A 15246-nucleotide genomic window follows, 5' to 3' on the forward strand; every position below is an offset into this window, starting at 1 on the left:
CCAGGTTGCCGACCGCTCAGACGGCCTCCCGGCGCTGGAGGTAGGAGAACGCCCCCCAGCCCGGCAGCACCGGGAACCAGAACGTCAGCACCCGGAACAGCAGCACCGCAGGCAGTGCCACCGCCGCCGGGACCCCCGCCACCGTGGTGAGCCCGCCGATGAGCGCGGCCTCCACCGCGCCGAGCCCGCCCGGGGTCGGCGCGGCCGAGCCGATGGCGTTCCCGGCCAGGAACACCACGGCCACCGCGACCAGGCTCACCCCGGCGGCGTCCGGGGCGAACGCCAGCACCGAGAAGTACAGGCACAGCACGAACGCCACCGTCAGCAGCACGGTCCCGCCCAGCCCCATCGCCAGGGAGGCGGGCCGCTGGAGGGTGTCCAGCAGCCGGGGCAGCACCCCGCGCAGGTAGGGGCGGGTCCGGTCGGCGATCACCCGGCGCAGCCGCGGCGACAGCAGCACCGCCGCGACGACCAGGGTGACGGCGATCGCGATGGTCACGACCGTCGGCGAGGGCGTGAACCCGGTCCAGTAGGAGGTCCCGGTCAGGTAGGCGCACACCAGCAGCAGCGGTACGTGCACCATCAGCCCGACCAGCTGGCCGAGCCCGACCCCGGACAGCGCCAGCGGGGCGGACGCCCCGGCCCTGATCGCGAACCGGGTGTTGACGGCGATCGACCCCAGACCGGCGGGGGCGGCGATGCGCACGAACGACGCCGCGTACTGCACCAGGACGCTGCGCCACCAGGGCAGCCGGACCGGGACGAACCCGATGAGCACCATGGCCGCGGCGACCATGCAGACCGTGGCCATCGCGAACGCGGCCAGCGCCCACCCGGGGTCGGCCCGGCCGACGGCGCTCAGGTCCACGCCGGTGAGCTGGTAGAGCAGCACCAGGCCGACGGCGGTGGCGACGATGACGCTGACCACGGTGCGCGGCCGCATCCGCTCCACCCGAGCCGGCTCGGCGGGGGCCTCGGGGGCGACCTCGACCACCGCCGCGCGCAGCCGCCCGATCAGCCCCTTGCGGTCCCGCAGGGCGCGGCGCAGCGGGTAGGGCAGGCCGGGCGGCTGCAGGAACGGCAGGATCGCGGCGGCGGCGGGCACCCCGAGGACGCGCACGGCCGAGGCGACGGAGCGCTCGGCGCCGACCCGGGTGGCCAGCAGGGCGAGCATGGCGGCGGCGTCGAGGGACACGGTCAGGGGCGGCGCGGCCACCGAGCCCCGGCCCACACCGGTGAGGACGATCTCCCCGGTGTCCAGGTCCGTGCCGACGGTGGCCCCGTGCAGGTGGCCGTGGGCGACGCGGCGCCGGTGCAGGAGCCCCAGGGCCCGCCAGCACCGGTCGAGCAGGTCGTCGGTGAACTCCTCCTCGGACAGGTCGTCCAGGGGACGGACCTCGGGGAGCTCGCGCACCAGCAGGACGGTGCCGGGGCGGGGCTCGCCGACGGCGAGCACCCGGGGGGTGGCCACCCCGGCGTCGCGCACGGAGTGGGCCATGAGGGCGGTGTGCTCGGCGCGGCGGCGCACCCCGTAGAGCATGCGGGGGGCGAAGGGCCCGCGCAGCAGGAGCAGGTCGCGCAGCCGCCGCCAGAACCCGGCGGTGTTCTCGGAGCCGAGCACGACGGCCTCGGCCCGCCCGCCGTCGGCCAGTTCGACCAGGTGGCGCGGGTCCCCCTCGGGGTCGGTCCCGGCCGGGACGACGGCGGCGGGCTCCAGGCCGAACCGGCTCAGTTCGGTGCGCAGCAGTTCGTCGGCGGGGGGCGGCGTGCCCGTGCCGACGGCGTAGCCGAGCAGTCCGGCGCAGGTCACGCCGACGATGACGGTGAGCAGCAGGGCGGGCAGGCTGGTGACCCCGGCCAGCAGGGCGCAGGCGGCGGCGGTGGCGGTGGCGGCACCCAGCAGGGAGCGCACGCGGGGCTGCCCGCCGGGCATGGCCAGGAGGTAGGCCAGGGCGGCGGCGACGTAGCCGAGGGTGGCGCCGGTGAACAGGTCGCCGGGGGCGCCGGGCAGGGCGACGGGGACCCGTCCGGGGCCGATGAGGGCGTACAGGACCACGTTGACCAGGGACGTGAGGGCGTAGGCGGTGACGGCGGCGGCGCCCGACCGGAGCAGGTCGCGCAGGGCCCCGGTGAAGAGGGTGATCAGGGCGGAGGAGCAGACCAGGAGGACGAGGGCGAGGTTGGCGCCCAGCGCGGCGAGGAAGAGCGGTCCGGCGGGCAGCAGGGTGCGCAGGGCGCCGAGGCCGACCTGGCCCTCCGTGGACGCGCGGGCGGCGAACAGGAGGAGCGCGATCAGGCACAGCCCGCCGATCCCCACGAAGAGGTCGACGGGTCTGCGCGGGGCGCGCACGGCGGCGGGGCCGGGGGACGGGGTCCCGGTAGCGGTTCTCGTCACCCCACCAGCCTGCCCGACCGCGGGAGTGGCCGGGCACCGGAGCGGGGGCGTTTCGCGGGGTCCGGCCGCGCCTGCCGGTCCCCGGACACGGGAACGGGGACGCCGGCCGGCGTCCCCGTGGTCGGTGCGGCGTCAGGCCGGCGGGGGCAGCAGTCCGCGGCGGTAGGCCGGGACCAGGTTGCGCGGCACGAGGTACTCGCGTCCTGCCAGCGTCAGGGGCACCAGGTCGGGGGCCTGGGCCCGCCACTGCGAGCGGCGCTTGCGGGTGTTGGCGCGCGACATCCTGCGCTTGGGTACGGCCATCGTGTCCTGTCCTCAGCGGGTCGGCGGCGGGGCCTGCGGCCCCGCCGTCACCGTCGTTCGTGCTCTTACTGCTTGCTGTAGCGGCGCTTGAAGCGCTCGACGCGGCCGGCCGTGTCCACGACGCGGGCGTTGCCGGTGTAGAACGGGTGGCTCGCGCTGGAGATCTCGACGTCGATCACCGGGTAGGTGTTGCCGTCCTCCCACTCGACGGTCTTGTCGCTGGTCCGGGTGGACCGGGTGAGGATGGCGAAGTCGCCGGCGCGGTCGCGGAAGACGACCGGGCGGTAGTCGGGGTGGATGCCCTGCTTCATGTCCGTGTGCCCTTTCCGGGTTCGGGGTGTGCGGTGGCGGCCGGGGTGCGGCGCGGTGTCAGCGCTCTTCCCTGAAGTCGACGTGGCGGCGGACCACCGGGTCGTACTTGCGCAGGGTGAGGCGGTCGGGGTCGTTGCGCCGGTTCTTGCGCGTCACGTAGGTGTAGCCGGTCCCGGCCGTGGACCTGAGCTTGATGATGGGGCGGACTTCGTTGCGCGCCATGGGTCTCTCCTTCGCCGGTGGACTGCCGTGCCGCTCTACGACAGCAAGAAGAGAATGATAACCGTTTTTATTTCCTGCTCGCGACGCGGACCGCGCCTGCGGGCAATTGCTCACTCTGTGTGTTTATCTGATCACCATTAGAGAGATTCGTCGCCCCCGCGACACACCCCGGAGGGGACCATGACCGACCGCATCCGGCCCGAGCCGCCTCCGGGTGCCCGTCCGCCCGCCGTGACCCGGCGCCGACTGCTGTGCTCCGCGGGTGCGGGGACCCTGGCCGCCGTCCTGGCGGGCCTGCCGCCCGGCGCCGCCCTGGCCTCCCCCGACGACGGCTCCCTCGACGGCACCCCGGGGTTCACCGAGGTCCCCGTGACGCGCACCGACCGGGTCACCGTCCCGCCCGGGTACACCGCCCGCGTCCTACTGCCCTGGGGCGCGCCGATCTCCCCGGGCGGGCCCGCCTGGCGGCCCGACGCCGCGAACACCGCCGAGCAGGCCCGGCGCCAGGTCGGCACCGGGCACGGCGGCCTGCGCTACCTGCCGCTGGGCCCCTCGCGCACGGGCACCCGCAACGGCCTGCTGGTACTCGGGCACGCGGACCTGGACCCGGTGCTGCTGCACGCCGACGGCGGCCGCGCCGACACCGCGGAGCGCGCCGCCAAGGAGATCGCCTCCCTGGGGGCGACCGTGGTGCGGGTCGAGCTGTTCGACGGGCGCTGGCGGATGGCGCGCGACGAGCTCAACCGCAGGATCACCGCCGACACCCCCGTGGTGTTCTCCGGGCCGCTGGCCGGGCACCCCGCCCTGGACACCGGGGCCGACCCGCTGGGCACCACCGGCGGGTCCGCCCACGCGGCCACCCCCTGGCACACCTACCTGACCGGCGAGGACTCCTTCGCCGACGCCTTCGGGACCCGGGAGCGCTCCTGGCGCCCGCGGCCCGCCCACGACGCCTACGGGCTGACCGCGGACTCCGCCCGCGGCTGGCACCGCCACCTGGACCGGTTCGACCTGGCCCGCACGCCCAAGGAGGCGGACCGGTTCGGCTGGGTGGTGGAGATCGACCCGTTCGACCCGCAGGCCCCGCCGGTCAAGCGCACCGCGCTGGGGCGGCTCGGGCACACCGGGCTGGCCCTGGCCCGGTCGCGGGGGCGCCCGGTGGTGTACATGACCGACACCGCACACGTGTACAAGTTCGTCGCCGCACGCCCCTGGGAGGAGGTGCGCGGCCCGCGGACGAGCCCGCTGGACGAGGGCGCGCTGTACGCGCTGCGGCTGGACGGCGGCGGCCGGGGAACGTGGCTGCCGCTGGCGCACGGCCGCGCCGGGCTCACCGCCCGGGACGGGTTCGCCGACCAGGCGGCCGTGCTGCTGGAGGCCCGCCGTGCGGCCGCCGCGGTGGGGGCGACCGCGTTCAGGGGGCCGGGGGGTCCGGCGGTCCACCCCGACACCGGGGAGGTGTACCTGCCCGAGGCCGACGGCAGCGGCGGCGGGCGGCTGCTGGTCTGGACCGAGGGGGCGCGCGACCACGCCGCCACCCTCCTGGCCTGGCGGGAGTTCACCCGGGCGGACGCGGGGCAGGGCGCGGTGTTCGCCTCGCCGGGCGGGGTGTTCTCCGGGGCGGACGGGCGGTTGTGGATCACCACCGACGTGGCCGGCCTGGGCCGGGAGGCCGGCCGCGAGCGGCTGGGCAACAGCTCCCTGCTGTGCGCCGACCCGCGGACAGGCGGGGTGCGTCGCTTCCTGACCGGGCCGCGCGGGTGCGGGATCACCGGGGTGGGCGCCACGCCCGACCAGCGCACGCTGTTCGTGGCGGTGCACGGCCCGGGATCCGCCGACGCCCGCTGGGGCGAGCCCACTGCGGAGAACCCGCGGGCGGTCGGCAACTGGCCCGGGTCCGATCCCCGGGGCCGTCCCCGCTGCGCGGTGGTGGCGGTGCGCAAGGACGACGGCGGGATCGTCGGCACCTGACCGGACCGGGTCCCGCGCCGGGGCGGCCGCGGGGCCGGCACCGTCCCCGGCGGCCGGTGTCAGGCCCCGCGGCCGGGCAGGGGCCGCCAGTACTGGCGGTGCTCCCGGTCGCGCACGACCAGGCCCCGCCCGGCCAGTTCGGTCCGCAGCTCGGCGGCGTCCGCGGCGTCCTTCTTCTCCAGGGCCTCCTGGCGGGTGCGCAGCAGGGCCTGCGTGTGCGCGTCCAGGTCGGGGGTGCCGTCCAGCCAGCGCCGGAAGGCGTCGGCGTGCGGGTCGCCCTCGGACCAGGCGTAGCCGTGCGCCCCGAAGGCGGCGCGCAGCCGCCCCGCGTCGTGGTCGGTGGCCGTGCGCACCGCCTCGGCGGTGTCGGTGTCCAGGACGACCAGCTCCCCGCCGTCGAGGAAGGCCGTGCCGAAGCGCCCGCGCGGCACCTCGACGGTCTTCCCGCCCGCGGTGACGCGCACGGCGTCCTCACCCACCTCGACGGCGATCATCTCGTCGTAGGCGGTGAGCGCGAGGAACCCGCCGCCCAGCACACCGACCGCCACCAGTACGGCGGTGAGGACCGGCCCGCTGAGCCCGTCCAGGATCTCCAGCCTGTCCCGTCCGGGCACGAACGGCAGGAGCAGCACCCAGTCGGGCAGGGCGAGCAGCCACCCGGGGACCATGGACAGCAGCCAGCCCGCGGCCGCTCCGAGCGGCGGGAGGACCCCCCACAGGAACAGGTGGTGGCCCGCGCCGGGGCGGACGACGGTGGCGGCGGGCGGCGGCTGGGCGGTCACGGTTCCTCTTTCGGGGGTGTTCACGGTGGCTCTCCTCGGGGATCTCGAAGTCATCGGCGTCCCGGGCGGACGACCGGGCGGCCGTCCCTCAGGACCAGGGCGACCTGGTGCAGGGAGTCGGGTTCGGTGCCCGGGTCGCCGCGCACGGCCAACAGGTCCGCGGGGGCGCCGGGGACGAGCGCCGCCCCGGCGCCCAGGGTGCGCGCGGGTCCGGTGGTGGCGGCCGCCAGGGCCTCACGCGGGCCCAGTCCGCAGGCGGCCAGCAGCCCGATCTCGCGGACCAGGCCCGCGCCCGGGCGCACGGCGGGCATGCCGCTGTCGCTGCCCGCCAGCACGGTGCCGCCCGCCTCGTGGAACTCCAGGACCCGGCGGCGCAGGGTCCTGGCGGTGTCGGCGTCCAGCAGGGCCTCGGTGACGGCCAGGGTGGGGGCGAGGGTGACCCCGCGCGCCACCGCGGCCTCCAGCAGGCCGGAGGGCCAGCCCGCCAGCGGTCCCCGCGGTTCCAGGTGCTGGAGGTGGTCCACCCCGGCCTCCAGGAGTTCGGCCAGGTCCGTCAGGGTCCCCCAGTGGGCGACCACGGGGACGCCGTGCCGGTGGGCCTCGTCCGCGATGGCGGTCAGCACCGGCGGGGCGATCGGTTCGAGGGGGCGCCGGGCGGGGTCGCCCCGGTCCTGGACGACCTTGACCGCGTCGACCGGGTCCTCTCCCCCGGCCAGCGCGAGGACCTGTTCGCGGGCCTGGTCGGGACTGCGCGGGACGCGGACCCAGTCCTCGTCCGGGGAGGCGCCGACGGTGGCGACCGGGTGGCCGCCCGGCGCGGTGAAGAGCGGTCCGGCGATGCGCACGCGCGGGCCGCGCAGGGCGCCCTCCGCGGTGCGGCGGCGAAGGTCGTGGACCCAGGTGTTCTCGTCCCCCAGGCTGCACACGGTGGTGACGCCGTGGGCGAGGAAGGCCCGCCGCCTGCCCGGCTGGAAGCGCAGGTGGCCGACGAGCGCCCGGACCGGGGCCAGCGGGCCGCGGCCGTCGGGGGCGCCCAGGTGGACGTGGGTGTCCACCAGGCCGGGCAGCACGGTGCACCCGGGCAGCGGCACCTCCCGGGCCCCGGCCGGGACGGGGACCGCGCCGGCGGCGGCGATCCGGCCGCCCTCGATGACCACCGTGCCGTCGACCGGCTCGAGGTCGGCACCGGCCAGCGCGGTGACCTGTGTCAGTGCCACGGTCCCGGGTTCCAAGGCTCCTCCCCCCTGCGGTGGACTCTCTCCTAGTTGAGCATATAGGATCCTGTACATGCAACCAGGAACCGGCCCGGAGGAGTCCGGGGAGACGTTCGTGGAGGCCGCCCGGCGCGACCAGATCGTGCGCGCCGCCATCGCGGCCATCGCGGAGGAGGGGTACGCCAGGGCGTCGTTCGTGCGCATCGCGCAGCGGGCCTCGATCAGCCCGGGCCTCATCACCTACCACTTCAGGACCAAGGAGAGGCTGATCCGGCGCGTCCTGGCCGACATCGACGCCCGGCTCGACAAGGCCATGGAGGGCGGGGAGGAGCCGCTGGAGGGGTTCGAGGACGGCCTGCGCCGGATCGTCACCGGGCACGTGGACCACTGCGCCCGCAACCCCGAGGAGATGGCGGCCCGGCGGGAGATCATGTCCGCCGCCACCCTGCCGGAGAGTCTGCGCTCCTCCATCGCCGAGGGCGAGCGCGCCGGCCGGGCCGAGTTCACGGGCTTCCTGGCCGAGGGGCAGCGGCACGGGGAGTTCCGGCCCTTCGACACCGAGGTCTTCACCGACGCCGTGTTCGCCGCGATGAGCGCGGCGCCGGGCATCCTGCGCGGGCGCCCCGGCACCTCCGCCGCCTCCTACGGCCGCGAGCTGGCCGACCTCTTCTGCGCCGCGGCCACCGGGCGCCCGCCCGCGGGCGCTCCCTGAGCCGGACACCCGCCCGGGGGGGCGCACGGAGCGGGCTCCGCCCCCGTTCGCCGCAGGCCCCGCGCCCTGCCTCCCCCGCCGGAGGAGCCGGTCCGCCCGACCGGTGTTCCGCCGGGCGGACCGGGTGAACGCCGAGGGGGCCGGCCCGCGGATCGCGGACCGGCCCCCTCGTGAACCGGCGGTGCCGGGGCGTGTTCGGCGGAGCGTTCCGGGTCGCGGCACTCGGCGCAGGCGCCGAGCCACACGAAGGCATCCGCCGGACGGGTCCTAGACGGCCCGGGCGCGCAGCGCCTCGCGCTCGGCGCGCTGGCTGCGGGCCTCGTCCGGGTCGAGCAGCGGAGCGGCCGCCAGCAGCTGGCGGGTGTAGTCGCTCTGCGGGTTCTCGTAGATGGAGTCGCTGTCGCCCAGCTCGACCACCTCGCCCTTGCGCATGACCGCGACCCGGTCGCTCACCTGGCGCACGACCGCCAGGTCGTGGGCGACGAAGATGTAGGTCAACCCGAAGTCGTCCTGCAGCTCCGACAGCAGACGCAGCACCTGGTCCTGCGTGGACACGTCCAGCGCCGACACCGGCTCGTCGCAGATGATCAGCTTGGGCTTGAGGATCAGCGCCCGGGCGATCGCGATCCGCTGGCGCTGACCACCGGAGAACGCGTGCGGGAAACGGTTGTAGTGATTGGGCTGCAGCCCGACCCGCTCCAGCAGCGCCTGCACCTCGCGCTTGATCTTCCCGGTGTCGCGCTCGCCCTGCACCCGCAGCGCGGTACCGATCGCATCGCCCACGGTCACCCGCGGGTTCAGCGACGAGTACGGGTTCTGGAACACCATCTGCACATCACGCCGCAACGGACGCAGCGCGCGCTCGGACATGTGCGTGATGTCCTGGCCCTCGAAGACCACCCGGCCCCGGGTGGGCTCCAGCAGGCGCATGACCATCCGCGACAGCGTGCTCTTGCCCGAGCCCGACTCGCCCACGATGCCCAGCGTCTCCCCCTTGTAGAGGTCGAAGGAGACACCGTTGACGGCCCAGAAGTCGGTGGAACGGCCCCACGCCCCGCCGCGCACCTTGAAGCGCTGGGCGACGTCGTCCACCGTGAGCAGCGGCTCGCCGCCGCCGGAGACGGGCGTGAACGCCTCGAACTTGGCGGGGTCGGTGACGGTGCCCTCGCGCTTCTCCTTCTCCAGGCGGTCCGCGCGGTCCTGGGCGCGGCGCTGGGCCCGCGAGACCTCCACCCGCGGCACCGCCGCCAGCAGCGCACGCGTGTACGGGTGCTCGGGCGCCGACAGCACCGTGCGCACATCACCCCGCTCCACCGCCACACCGTGGCGCATCACCACCACCTCGTCCACCGACCCCGCCACCACGGCCAGATCGTGCGAGACCAGGATCAACGCCATCCCCAGATCCCGGCGCAACTCATCCAAAAGATCCAGGATCCGCGCCTGCACCGTCACGTCCAGCGCCGTCGTCGGCTCGTCCGCCAACAGCACCTTCGGATCGCACATCAACCCCATCGCGATCACCACACGCTGGCGCATACCACCCGAGAACTCGTGCGGATAGGAGTTGACCCGCTTCTCCGGCTGCGGAATCCCCACCCGCTCCAACGCCTCCACCGCACGCTTGAGGGCGACGGCCTTGGAGGCCTTGGGGTGGTGGACCCGGTAGGCCTCGACGAGCTGGTTGCCGATGGTGTACTGGGGGTGCAGCGACTGCATCGGGTCCTGGAAGACCATCGCGATGTCGTTGCCGCGCATCGCCCGCAGCCGCCTGTCCGTGGCCGTCACCACGTTCTTGCCGGCCACCTCGATGGCACCGGTGATCTTCGCCCGGCTGCCGCGGTGCAGACCCATCAGGGCCAGCGAGGTCACGCTCTTGCCCGAGCCCGACTCGCCCACGATGCCGAGGGCACCCCCGGCGGGCACCTCGAAGGACAGTCCGTCCACCGCCCGGACGTCGCCGTCCATGGTCGGGAACGTCACCCGCAGGTCGTCCACCCGGACGACGGGCTCGGTCGAGGCCATGTCACATTCCTTCACTAGAGCTGATCGGTACCGGCGCGGGGGTCAGCCCGCGATCCGCACCCGCGGGTCGACGAGCGGGTACAGCAGGTCGACGACCAGGTTGCAGACGACGATGAAGACGGCGCCCAGAAGCGTCACGCCGAGCACGACCGGCAGGTCCTTGCCGATGATCGCGTCGATGGCGTAGGCACCGATGCCCTTGAGGGAGAACACCTTCTCGGTGAGGATGGCGCCGCCCAGGACCAGGCCGAGGTCCAGGCCGAAGATCGTCAGGATGGGCGTCAGGGCGGGGCGCAGGGCGTGCTTGAAGATCACCTTGCGCTCGCTCAGGCCCTTGGCCCGGGCGGTGCGGATGTAGTCCTCGCTCAGCACCTCCAGCATGCCCGCGCGGGTCTGGCGCGCGTACTGGGCGGCGTGCAGGAACGCCAGGGTGATCCAGGGCAGCAGCATCGCCATGAACCAGGCGCCCGGGTTCTCGGTCAGCGGCGTGTAGCGCGGGACCGGCAGGATCTTCCACTCGTGGACGACGAACGCCAGGGCCAGCAGGCCGGTGAAGTAGATCGGCAGGGACACGCCCACCAGGGCGGTGCCCATGGCCAGGCGGTCGAAGATGCTGCCCTTCCTGACCGCGGACAGCACGCCGACGGCCACGCCGCCGATGAGCCAGATCACGGCCGCGCCCAGGGCCAGGGACACGGTGATCGGCAGGCGGGCGAGCAGCTGCTCCAGCACGGGGCTGTTGGTGGTGAAGGAGTAGCCCAGGCAGGGGGCCGCGCACTCCACCGTCTCCCGGCCGAACTGGAACTGGTCGCCGAAGACCAGGGACCGGATGAAGTCGAAGAACTGCACGATGACGGGCTTGTCCAGGCCCAGCCGCTCCACCGTGGCGTCGAGCGCCTCGGGGGTCGGGGCCTTGCCCACGTACATCGCGGCCATCCCGCGCGGGGTCACGCCCGCCCACTTGGGCAGGACGTAGAAGATCCAGAAGGTCACCGCCGTGACGACGGCGAGCAGCAGCAGTCCCGCACCGAGGCGGCGAAGAATATAGTTCAGCATCGCGGTCGGCGGCGGGGGTCCACGGGGCCGTGGACCCCCGCCGCGTTCACCTGCCTTCTCGTACTAGTTCAGGCCGGTAGGGGTACTAGCCCCGGTTCACGCCGAGCGCCATGAAGTCGTACATGGCGTAGGACGACGTGTAGTAGACGTTGGTCAGCTCGTCCGAGCGGTAGAACATCGCGCGGTCGAACACGACGGGCAGGATGGCGGCCTGCTCCATCACCAGCGTGTCGATCTGGCCGTAGATGTCGGCGCGCTCCTCCGGGTCCTCGGTGGTGAGGGCCTGCTCCCAGAGGGCGTTGACCTCCTGGTCGTCCAGCTCGGAGGTGTTGTAGTTACCGGTCGCCTGGATGGCGTCGCCCGAGGTGATCTTGTAGCCGAAGCCGTAGCCGCTGGCCCAGTCCGGGATCCAGCCGGAGACGCTCAGGCCGATGTTGTTCTCGCGGACGTAGTCCTGGGAACCGGCGTACTGACCGAAGAAGTCCTCGGCCGGGAACGTCTTGATCTCCAGCTCGATGTTGACGCGCTTGAGCGACTCCTGCAGCGACTCGGCGGTGGCCAGGTCGTTGGGACGGCCCTCGCGGACGGCGATGTTGGTCTTGAAGCCGTCGGGCTCGCCGCACTCCTCGAGCTTCTCCTGCGCGGCCTCGATGTCGCCCTTGTTGCCCTCGGAGGGGTACAGGTTGGACTCGGGGTCGGAGCCGGGGATGGTCGGCGGGAGCAGGTTGGTGGCCAGGTCGCCACCGGTGTCGCCGCCCCAGGCGCGGTGCAGGCTGTCGCGGTCGGCCGCGTAGGCGATCGCCTGGCGGCAGGCCGTGTCGAGGATCGGGGTGTGGATGTTGACGTAGCGCAGGGCACCGGACAGCGGGTTGTCCAGGTTGGCCTCGTACGTCTCCAGGTCCTGGAGGAACTGGCTCTTCATGGTCGGGCCGACACCGGTGCCGGAGAGGTCGACGTCCAGCTCGCCGTTGACGAGGCGCTGGTCGATCTCCTCCTGGGCGACGCCGATCTCGACGGTGACCTCGTCCGGCAGGGCCGGGCGGATCGGGTCGGTCGAGGCGTCCCAGTGCTCGTTGCGGACCAGGTCCAGCTTGACGCCGGGCTCGTACTTGCCGTCGAACTTGTACGGGCCGGAGGAGAGGACGTTCTCCCGGTACAGCGCGCCGCGGTCGGCCTCCTCGGGGACCGGGGCGGTCTGCGGCTGGGTCAGGATGTAGGGGAACTCCGAGAAGCTCTCCTTGAGGTGGAAGACCAGCGTGTAGTCGTCCGGGGTCTCGACCGCGGTGAACTCCGCCATCGGGTCCGAGGACTCGTAGACGTTGAAGGGCTCCTGGTCGAGGCTGGACTCGAAGTAGCGCGGGCCGTTGGGCAGCTCGCCGCCGTTGTAGTTGGAGCGGGCGATCGCGTACTTGATGTCCTGGGCGGTGATCTCGGAGCCGTCCTCGTACTTGAGGCCCTCCTGGATCTTGACCGTCCACTCGGTGAAGTCCTCGTTCGGCTCCGGCATGGAGGCGGCGAGGTCGGTGGTCAGCTCGGTGGACGCCTCGGCCGGGGCCGGGGTGAACGCCAGCAGCGTACGGGCGTAGTAGCGGGTGAAGTTCCAGCTGAAGCCGTAGTACGTGTCGCCCGGGTCCGTGGAGTCGAAGTCCGACGAGATGGCGTAGCGCAGGGTGCCGCCGGTCTGGTCGGACGCGTTCACGACGGAGGTGGAACCGGCGTCGAAGCCGGCCGCGGCCTCGCTGCCGCCGTTCTCTCCGGAGTCGCCGCTGCCGCATGCGCTAAGGAAGATGGACGCCGCCGCGCCGAGTGCGACGAAGCCGAGGGTGCGTTTCCTCAAGGAACTGCCTCTCTTGCGAACCTGATGTGGGGATGGGTCGACCGTCCTGGGTACCGTGCGCCCCTGTGGTGGTGCGGGCCGAGCGGGTGTGCCGCGCACCGGGGGCACGGTCCTAGTCGGAGGTCTTGGGGTCGAAAGCGTCTCGGAGGCCGTCACCGAACAGGTTGAACGCGAGCACGGTGATGAAGATGGCCAGGCCGGGGAAGATGATGAAGTAGGGGGCCGTGCCGTAGTGCGGCACCGCCTCGGAGAGCATCTTGCCCCAGCTGGGAGTGGGCGGGTTGATGCCGACGCCCAGGAAGCTCAGGGCCGCCTCGAACAGGATGTTCGTGGGGATGAGCAGGGTGGAGTAGACCAGGATCGGCGTGATGAGGTTCGGCAGGATCTCCCTGAACAGGATGTGCCGGTTGCTCGCGCCCAGGCTCCGGGCCGCCTCGACGAACTCGCGCTCGCGCAGCGAGAGGGTCTGGCCGCGCACGATGCGGGCGATGTAGGGCCAGTTGAAGAACCCGATGATGAACACGATGACGCCGATGCGCAGGCCGTTGCCCTCCAGGCCCAGGAAGCCGTTGGGGATGACGCCGACCAGGGCGATCGCGAAGAGCATCAGCGGGAAGGCCAGGAAGATGTCCATGGCCCGGCTGATGACGGTGTCGACCCAGCCGCCCTTGTAGCCGGCGATGATGCCGAGCAGGGTGCCCAGGAAGACGCACACGACGGTGGACAGGAACGCCACCAGCAGGGAGATCTGGGCACCGTAGACGATGCGGCTGAACAGGTCGCGGCCGGTCTTGGGCTCCAGGCCCAGCAGGTGGTCGCCGCTGATGCCGCCCCAGTTGTCGACCTCGGGGATCAGGCCGCCGACGGGCTCGGTGTTGTTCGGGTCCGCGTACGGGAGCCCCGTGTTGGGCTCGATCAGGTCCTGGTTGAACTGGGTGGGCGGCTGCCCGAACCACTTGGCCAGGAGGGGCGCGAAGATCGCGGCCAGGATGAGCAGCACGACGATCACGCCGGACACCATCGCGACCTTGTCCTTGCGCAGGCGCTGCCAGGCGATCTGGCGCAGGGACCGGTTGTCGGCGTCGCCGCGCCCACCCGGCACCTTGACGGCCGCGGCCGCAGCCTCGGGCTGCTCCGCCGACTCTGGGGCATGCGAGGGCGCGCTCATCAGGCCACCACTCTCCACTCATACGCTTCTGGCCGAGGGGGGACGGATCCCACACGTGAGGCCTGTGGGGGTGACCCGTACGGGTCTCACGGTGGGGCCGGCCGGTTCTCGACGCTGGCTGGCGTGGGCGCCGGGCCTGCGGTGCGGGGGGTGTCCCGTCCACCGCGAGCCCCGCCCGCGGACGTGCCCGGAGTCATACGAGGTTTTGGACACATCCACAGGGCGTTCCGCCCGGGTTGTTACACAGCGACAAACCTACTCGCCCTCAGGGGGCATATCGTCCAATCTCTGGCCATGTAGCTAAATCGTGACAAAAGCTTAGAAAAGTTACATATAACGACAAATGTCACGATAGTTCGCATTCATCGGATGACTGGCCCGAGCTGGGGAGACGCCGGTATATCGCCGGGCCCACCTTACGTGCGCAATGCGCCCGGGTCACCACCGAGCGGGACAAGCTATGGCAAGTGCTATGAGTCCCAGCGGGTCGATATGGATCCGTTACTGCACGGAGTCCTTCCTGTTGGAGAAGACCCTGACGCGCACGGGTTTCGGACACGCACTGTGATCACGGTCGGACCCTGGGGCGCCGGGACGCGGTCGGCACACGCTACGGATCCGCCCCGGACACACGGAGGGGCCGCCCCGCGCGCGGCGGAGCGGCCCCGTGACGACGGACCGGCGGCCCTACTCGATTCCGTGCTTGCGGAGCAGGTCCTCGATGTCGCCGAAGTCGGACAGGTCGTCATCCTTCTTCTTGCCGCCCTTGGGGGCGGCGCCGCCCACCTGGCCCTTGGGTGCGGGCGGCGCTCCGGCCGCGGGAGGCGCGGCCTGGCCCTCCTTGGGGGCCCTGGGCTCCTTGGCCCGCCCCTGGGTCCCCACACCGCGGGCGCTCATGAACCCGGAGACGACGTAGAGCACCACGGCCAGACCGGCCAGGGCCACCCCCGCCCACACCATCGGGTTGAAGATCAGCCCCAGCAGGATGCCCAGGATGCTGAGCATGAACTGCCAGACGGCGTTCATCAGCCCCAGCAGCCCCGCGGCCAGCGGCAGCAGGGACCAGGCCACACCGCGCAGGCCGGCGGCCGGGCCCTTGGCCCGCCACACCAGGAAGCTGATGACGAGGCCCACGAGGGTGAGGCCGCCGCCCAGGATCACACCGGTCATCGTCGTCAGAGTCTCAGGCATGACACCAGTCTCCCATCCGGCACCGCGGCGCACATCGGGCCGATCCCCTAGGGCCGTA

13 protein-coding genes are annotated in these 15246 nt (G+C 73.0%); 2 read left to right on the forward strand and 11 right to left on the reverse strand.

All coding sequences use genetic code 11. The features are described from left to right. Positions 1-16: 16 nt before the first annotated feature. The 4 genes from ACSUPR_RS05145 to rpmG all read right to left on the reverse strand — a co-directional run bounded on the left by ACSUPR_RS05145 (position 17) and on the right by rpmG (position 3232). The gene (locus ACSUPR_RS05145; RefSeq protein ID WP_436889772.1) at positions 17-2395 is read right to left on the reverse strand and encodes a lysylphosphatidylglycerol synthase domain-containing protein; all 2379 of its coding nucleotides are present in this window, start codon (positions 2393-2395) and stop codon (positions 17-19) included. A 132-nt stretch (positions 2396-2527) separates the two neighbouring features. Beyond that, entirely contained in the window at positions 2528-2698 is a 171-nt protein-coding gene (gene rpmF, locus ACSUPR_RS05150; protein WP_436889773.1) for a 50S ribosomal protein L32, read from the reverse strand. 65 nt (positions 2699-2763) lie between these two features. Beyond that, entirely contained in the window at positions 2764-3009 is a 246-nt protein-coding gene (locus tag ACSUPR_RS05155) for a type B 50S ribosomal protein L31 (protein WP_436889774.1), read from the reverse strand. 58 nt (positions 3010-3067) lie between these two features. After that, entirely contained in the window at positions 3068-3232 is a 165-nt protein-coding gene (rpmG, locus tag ACSUPR_RS05160; protein WP_436889775.1) for a 50S ribosomal protein L33, read from the reverse strand. 180 nt (positions 3233-3412) lie between these two features. On the opposite strand from rpmG, the gene ACSUPR_RS05165 reads away from it, so the two are divergent. Further along, the gene (locus tag ACSUPR_RS05165; protein WP_436889776.1) at positions 3413-5203 is read left to right on the forward strand and encodes a PhoX family protein; all 1791 of its coding nucleotides are present in this window, start codon (positions 3413-3415) and stop codon (positions 5201-5203) included. Between the two features lie 59 nt (positions 5204-5262). On the opposite strand, the gene ACSUPR_RS05170 is transcribed toward ACSUPR_RS05165, so the two are convergent. After that, a complete protein-coding gene (locus ACSUPR_RS05170) occupies positions 5263-6009 on the reverse strand; it encodes a YqeB family protein (RefSeq protein WP_436889777.1) in 747 nt (248 codons plus the stop codon). A gap of 26 nt (positions 6010-6035) precedes the next feature. Then, a complete protein-coding gene (locus tag ACSUPR_RS05175; RefSeq protein WP_436889778.1) occupies positions 6036-7202 on the reverse strand; it encodes an amidohydrolase family protein in 1167 nt (388 codons plus the stop codon). A 70-nt stretch (positions 7203-7272) separates the two neighbouring features. On the opposite strand from ACSUPR_RS05175, the gene ACSUPR_RS05180 reads away from it, so the two are divergent. After that, positions 7273-7911 carry a TetR/AcrR family transcriptional regulator gene (locus ACSUPR_RS05180; protein ID WP_436889779.1) on the forward strand — a complete coding sequence of 213 codons (639 nt, stop codon included), beginning with the start codon at positions 7273-7275 and terminating at the stop codon, positions 7909-7911. A 267-nt stretch (positions 7912-8178) separates the two neighbouring features. On the opposite strand, the gene ACSUPR_RS05185 is transcribed toward ACSUPR_RS05180, so the two are convergent. The 5 genes from ACSUPR_RS05185 to ACSUPR_RS05205 form a co-directional block, all read right to left on the reverse strand. Beyond that, complete coding sequence (locus ACSUPR_RS05185; protein WP_436889780.1) at positions 8179-9936, reverse strand: ABC transporter ATP-binding protein; 1758 nt, start codon at positions 9934-9936, stop codon at positions 8179-8181. Between the two features lie 42 nt (positions 9937-9978). Further along, complete coding sequence (locus ACSUPR_RS05190) at positions 9979-10992, reverse strand: ABC transporter permease (RefSeq protein WP_436889781.1); 1014 nt, start codon at positions 10990-10992, stop codon at positions 9979-9981. 85 nt (positions 10993-11077) lie between these two features. Then, positions 11078-12829 carry an ABC transporter substrate-binding protein gene (locus tag ACSUPR_RS05195; protein ID WP_436889782.1) on the reverse strand — a complete coding sequence of 584 codons (1752 nt, stop codon included), beginning with the start codon at positions 12827-12829 and terminating at the stop codon, positions 11078-11080. A 112-nt stretch (positions 12830-12941) separates the two neighbouring features. Beyond that, positions 12942-13997, reverse strand: a complete 1056-nt coding sequence (locus ACSUPR_RS05200) for an ABC transporter permease (protein ID WP_436889783.1) — start codon at positions 13995-13997, stop codon at positions 12942-12944. Between the two features lie 687 nt (positions 13998-14684). Beyond that, positions 14685-15188, reverse strand: a complete 504-nt coding sequence (locus ACSUPR_RS05205; protein WP_436889784.1) for a cellulose synthase — start codon at positions 15186-15188, stop codon at positions 14685-14687. Positions 15189-15246: the final 58 nt, after the last annotated feature.

It is taken from the genome of Nocardiopsis dassonvillei, assembly GCF_964273065.1.
Lineage (GTDB): Bacteria > Actinomycetota > Actinomycetes > Streptosporangiales > Streptosporangiaceae > Nocardiopsis > Nocardiopsis dassonvillei_B.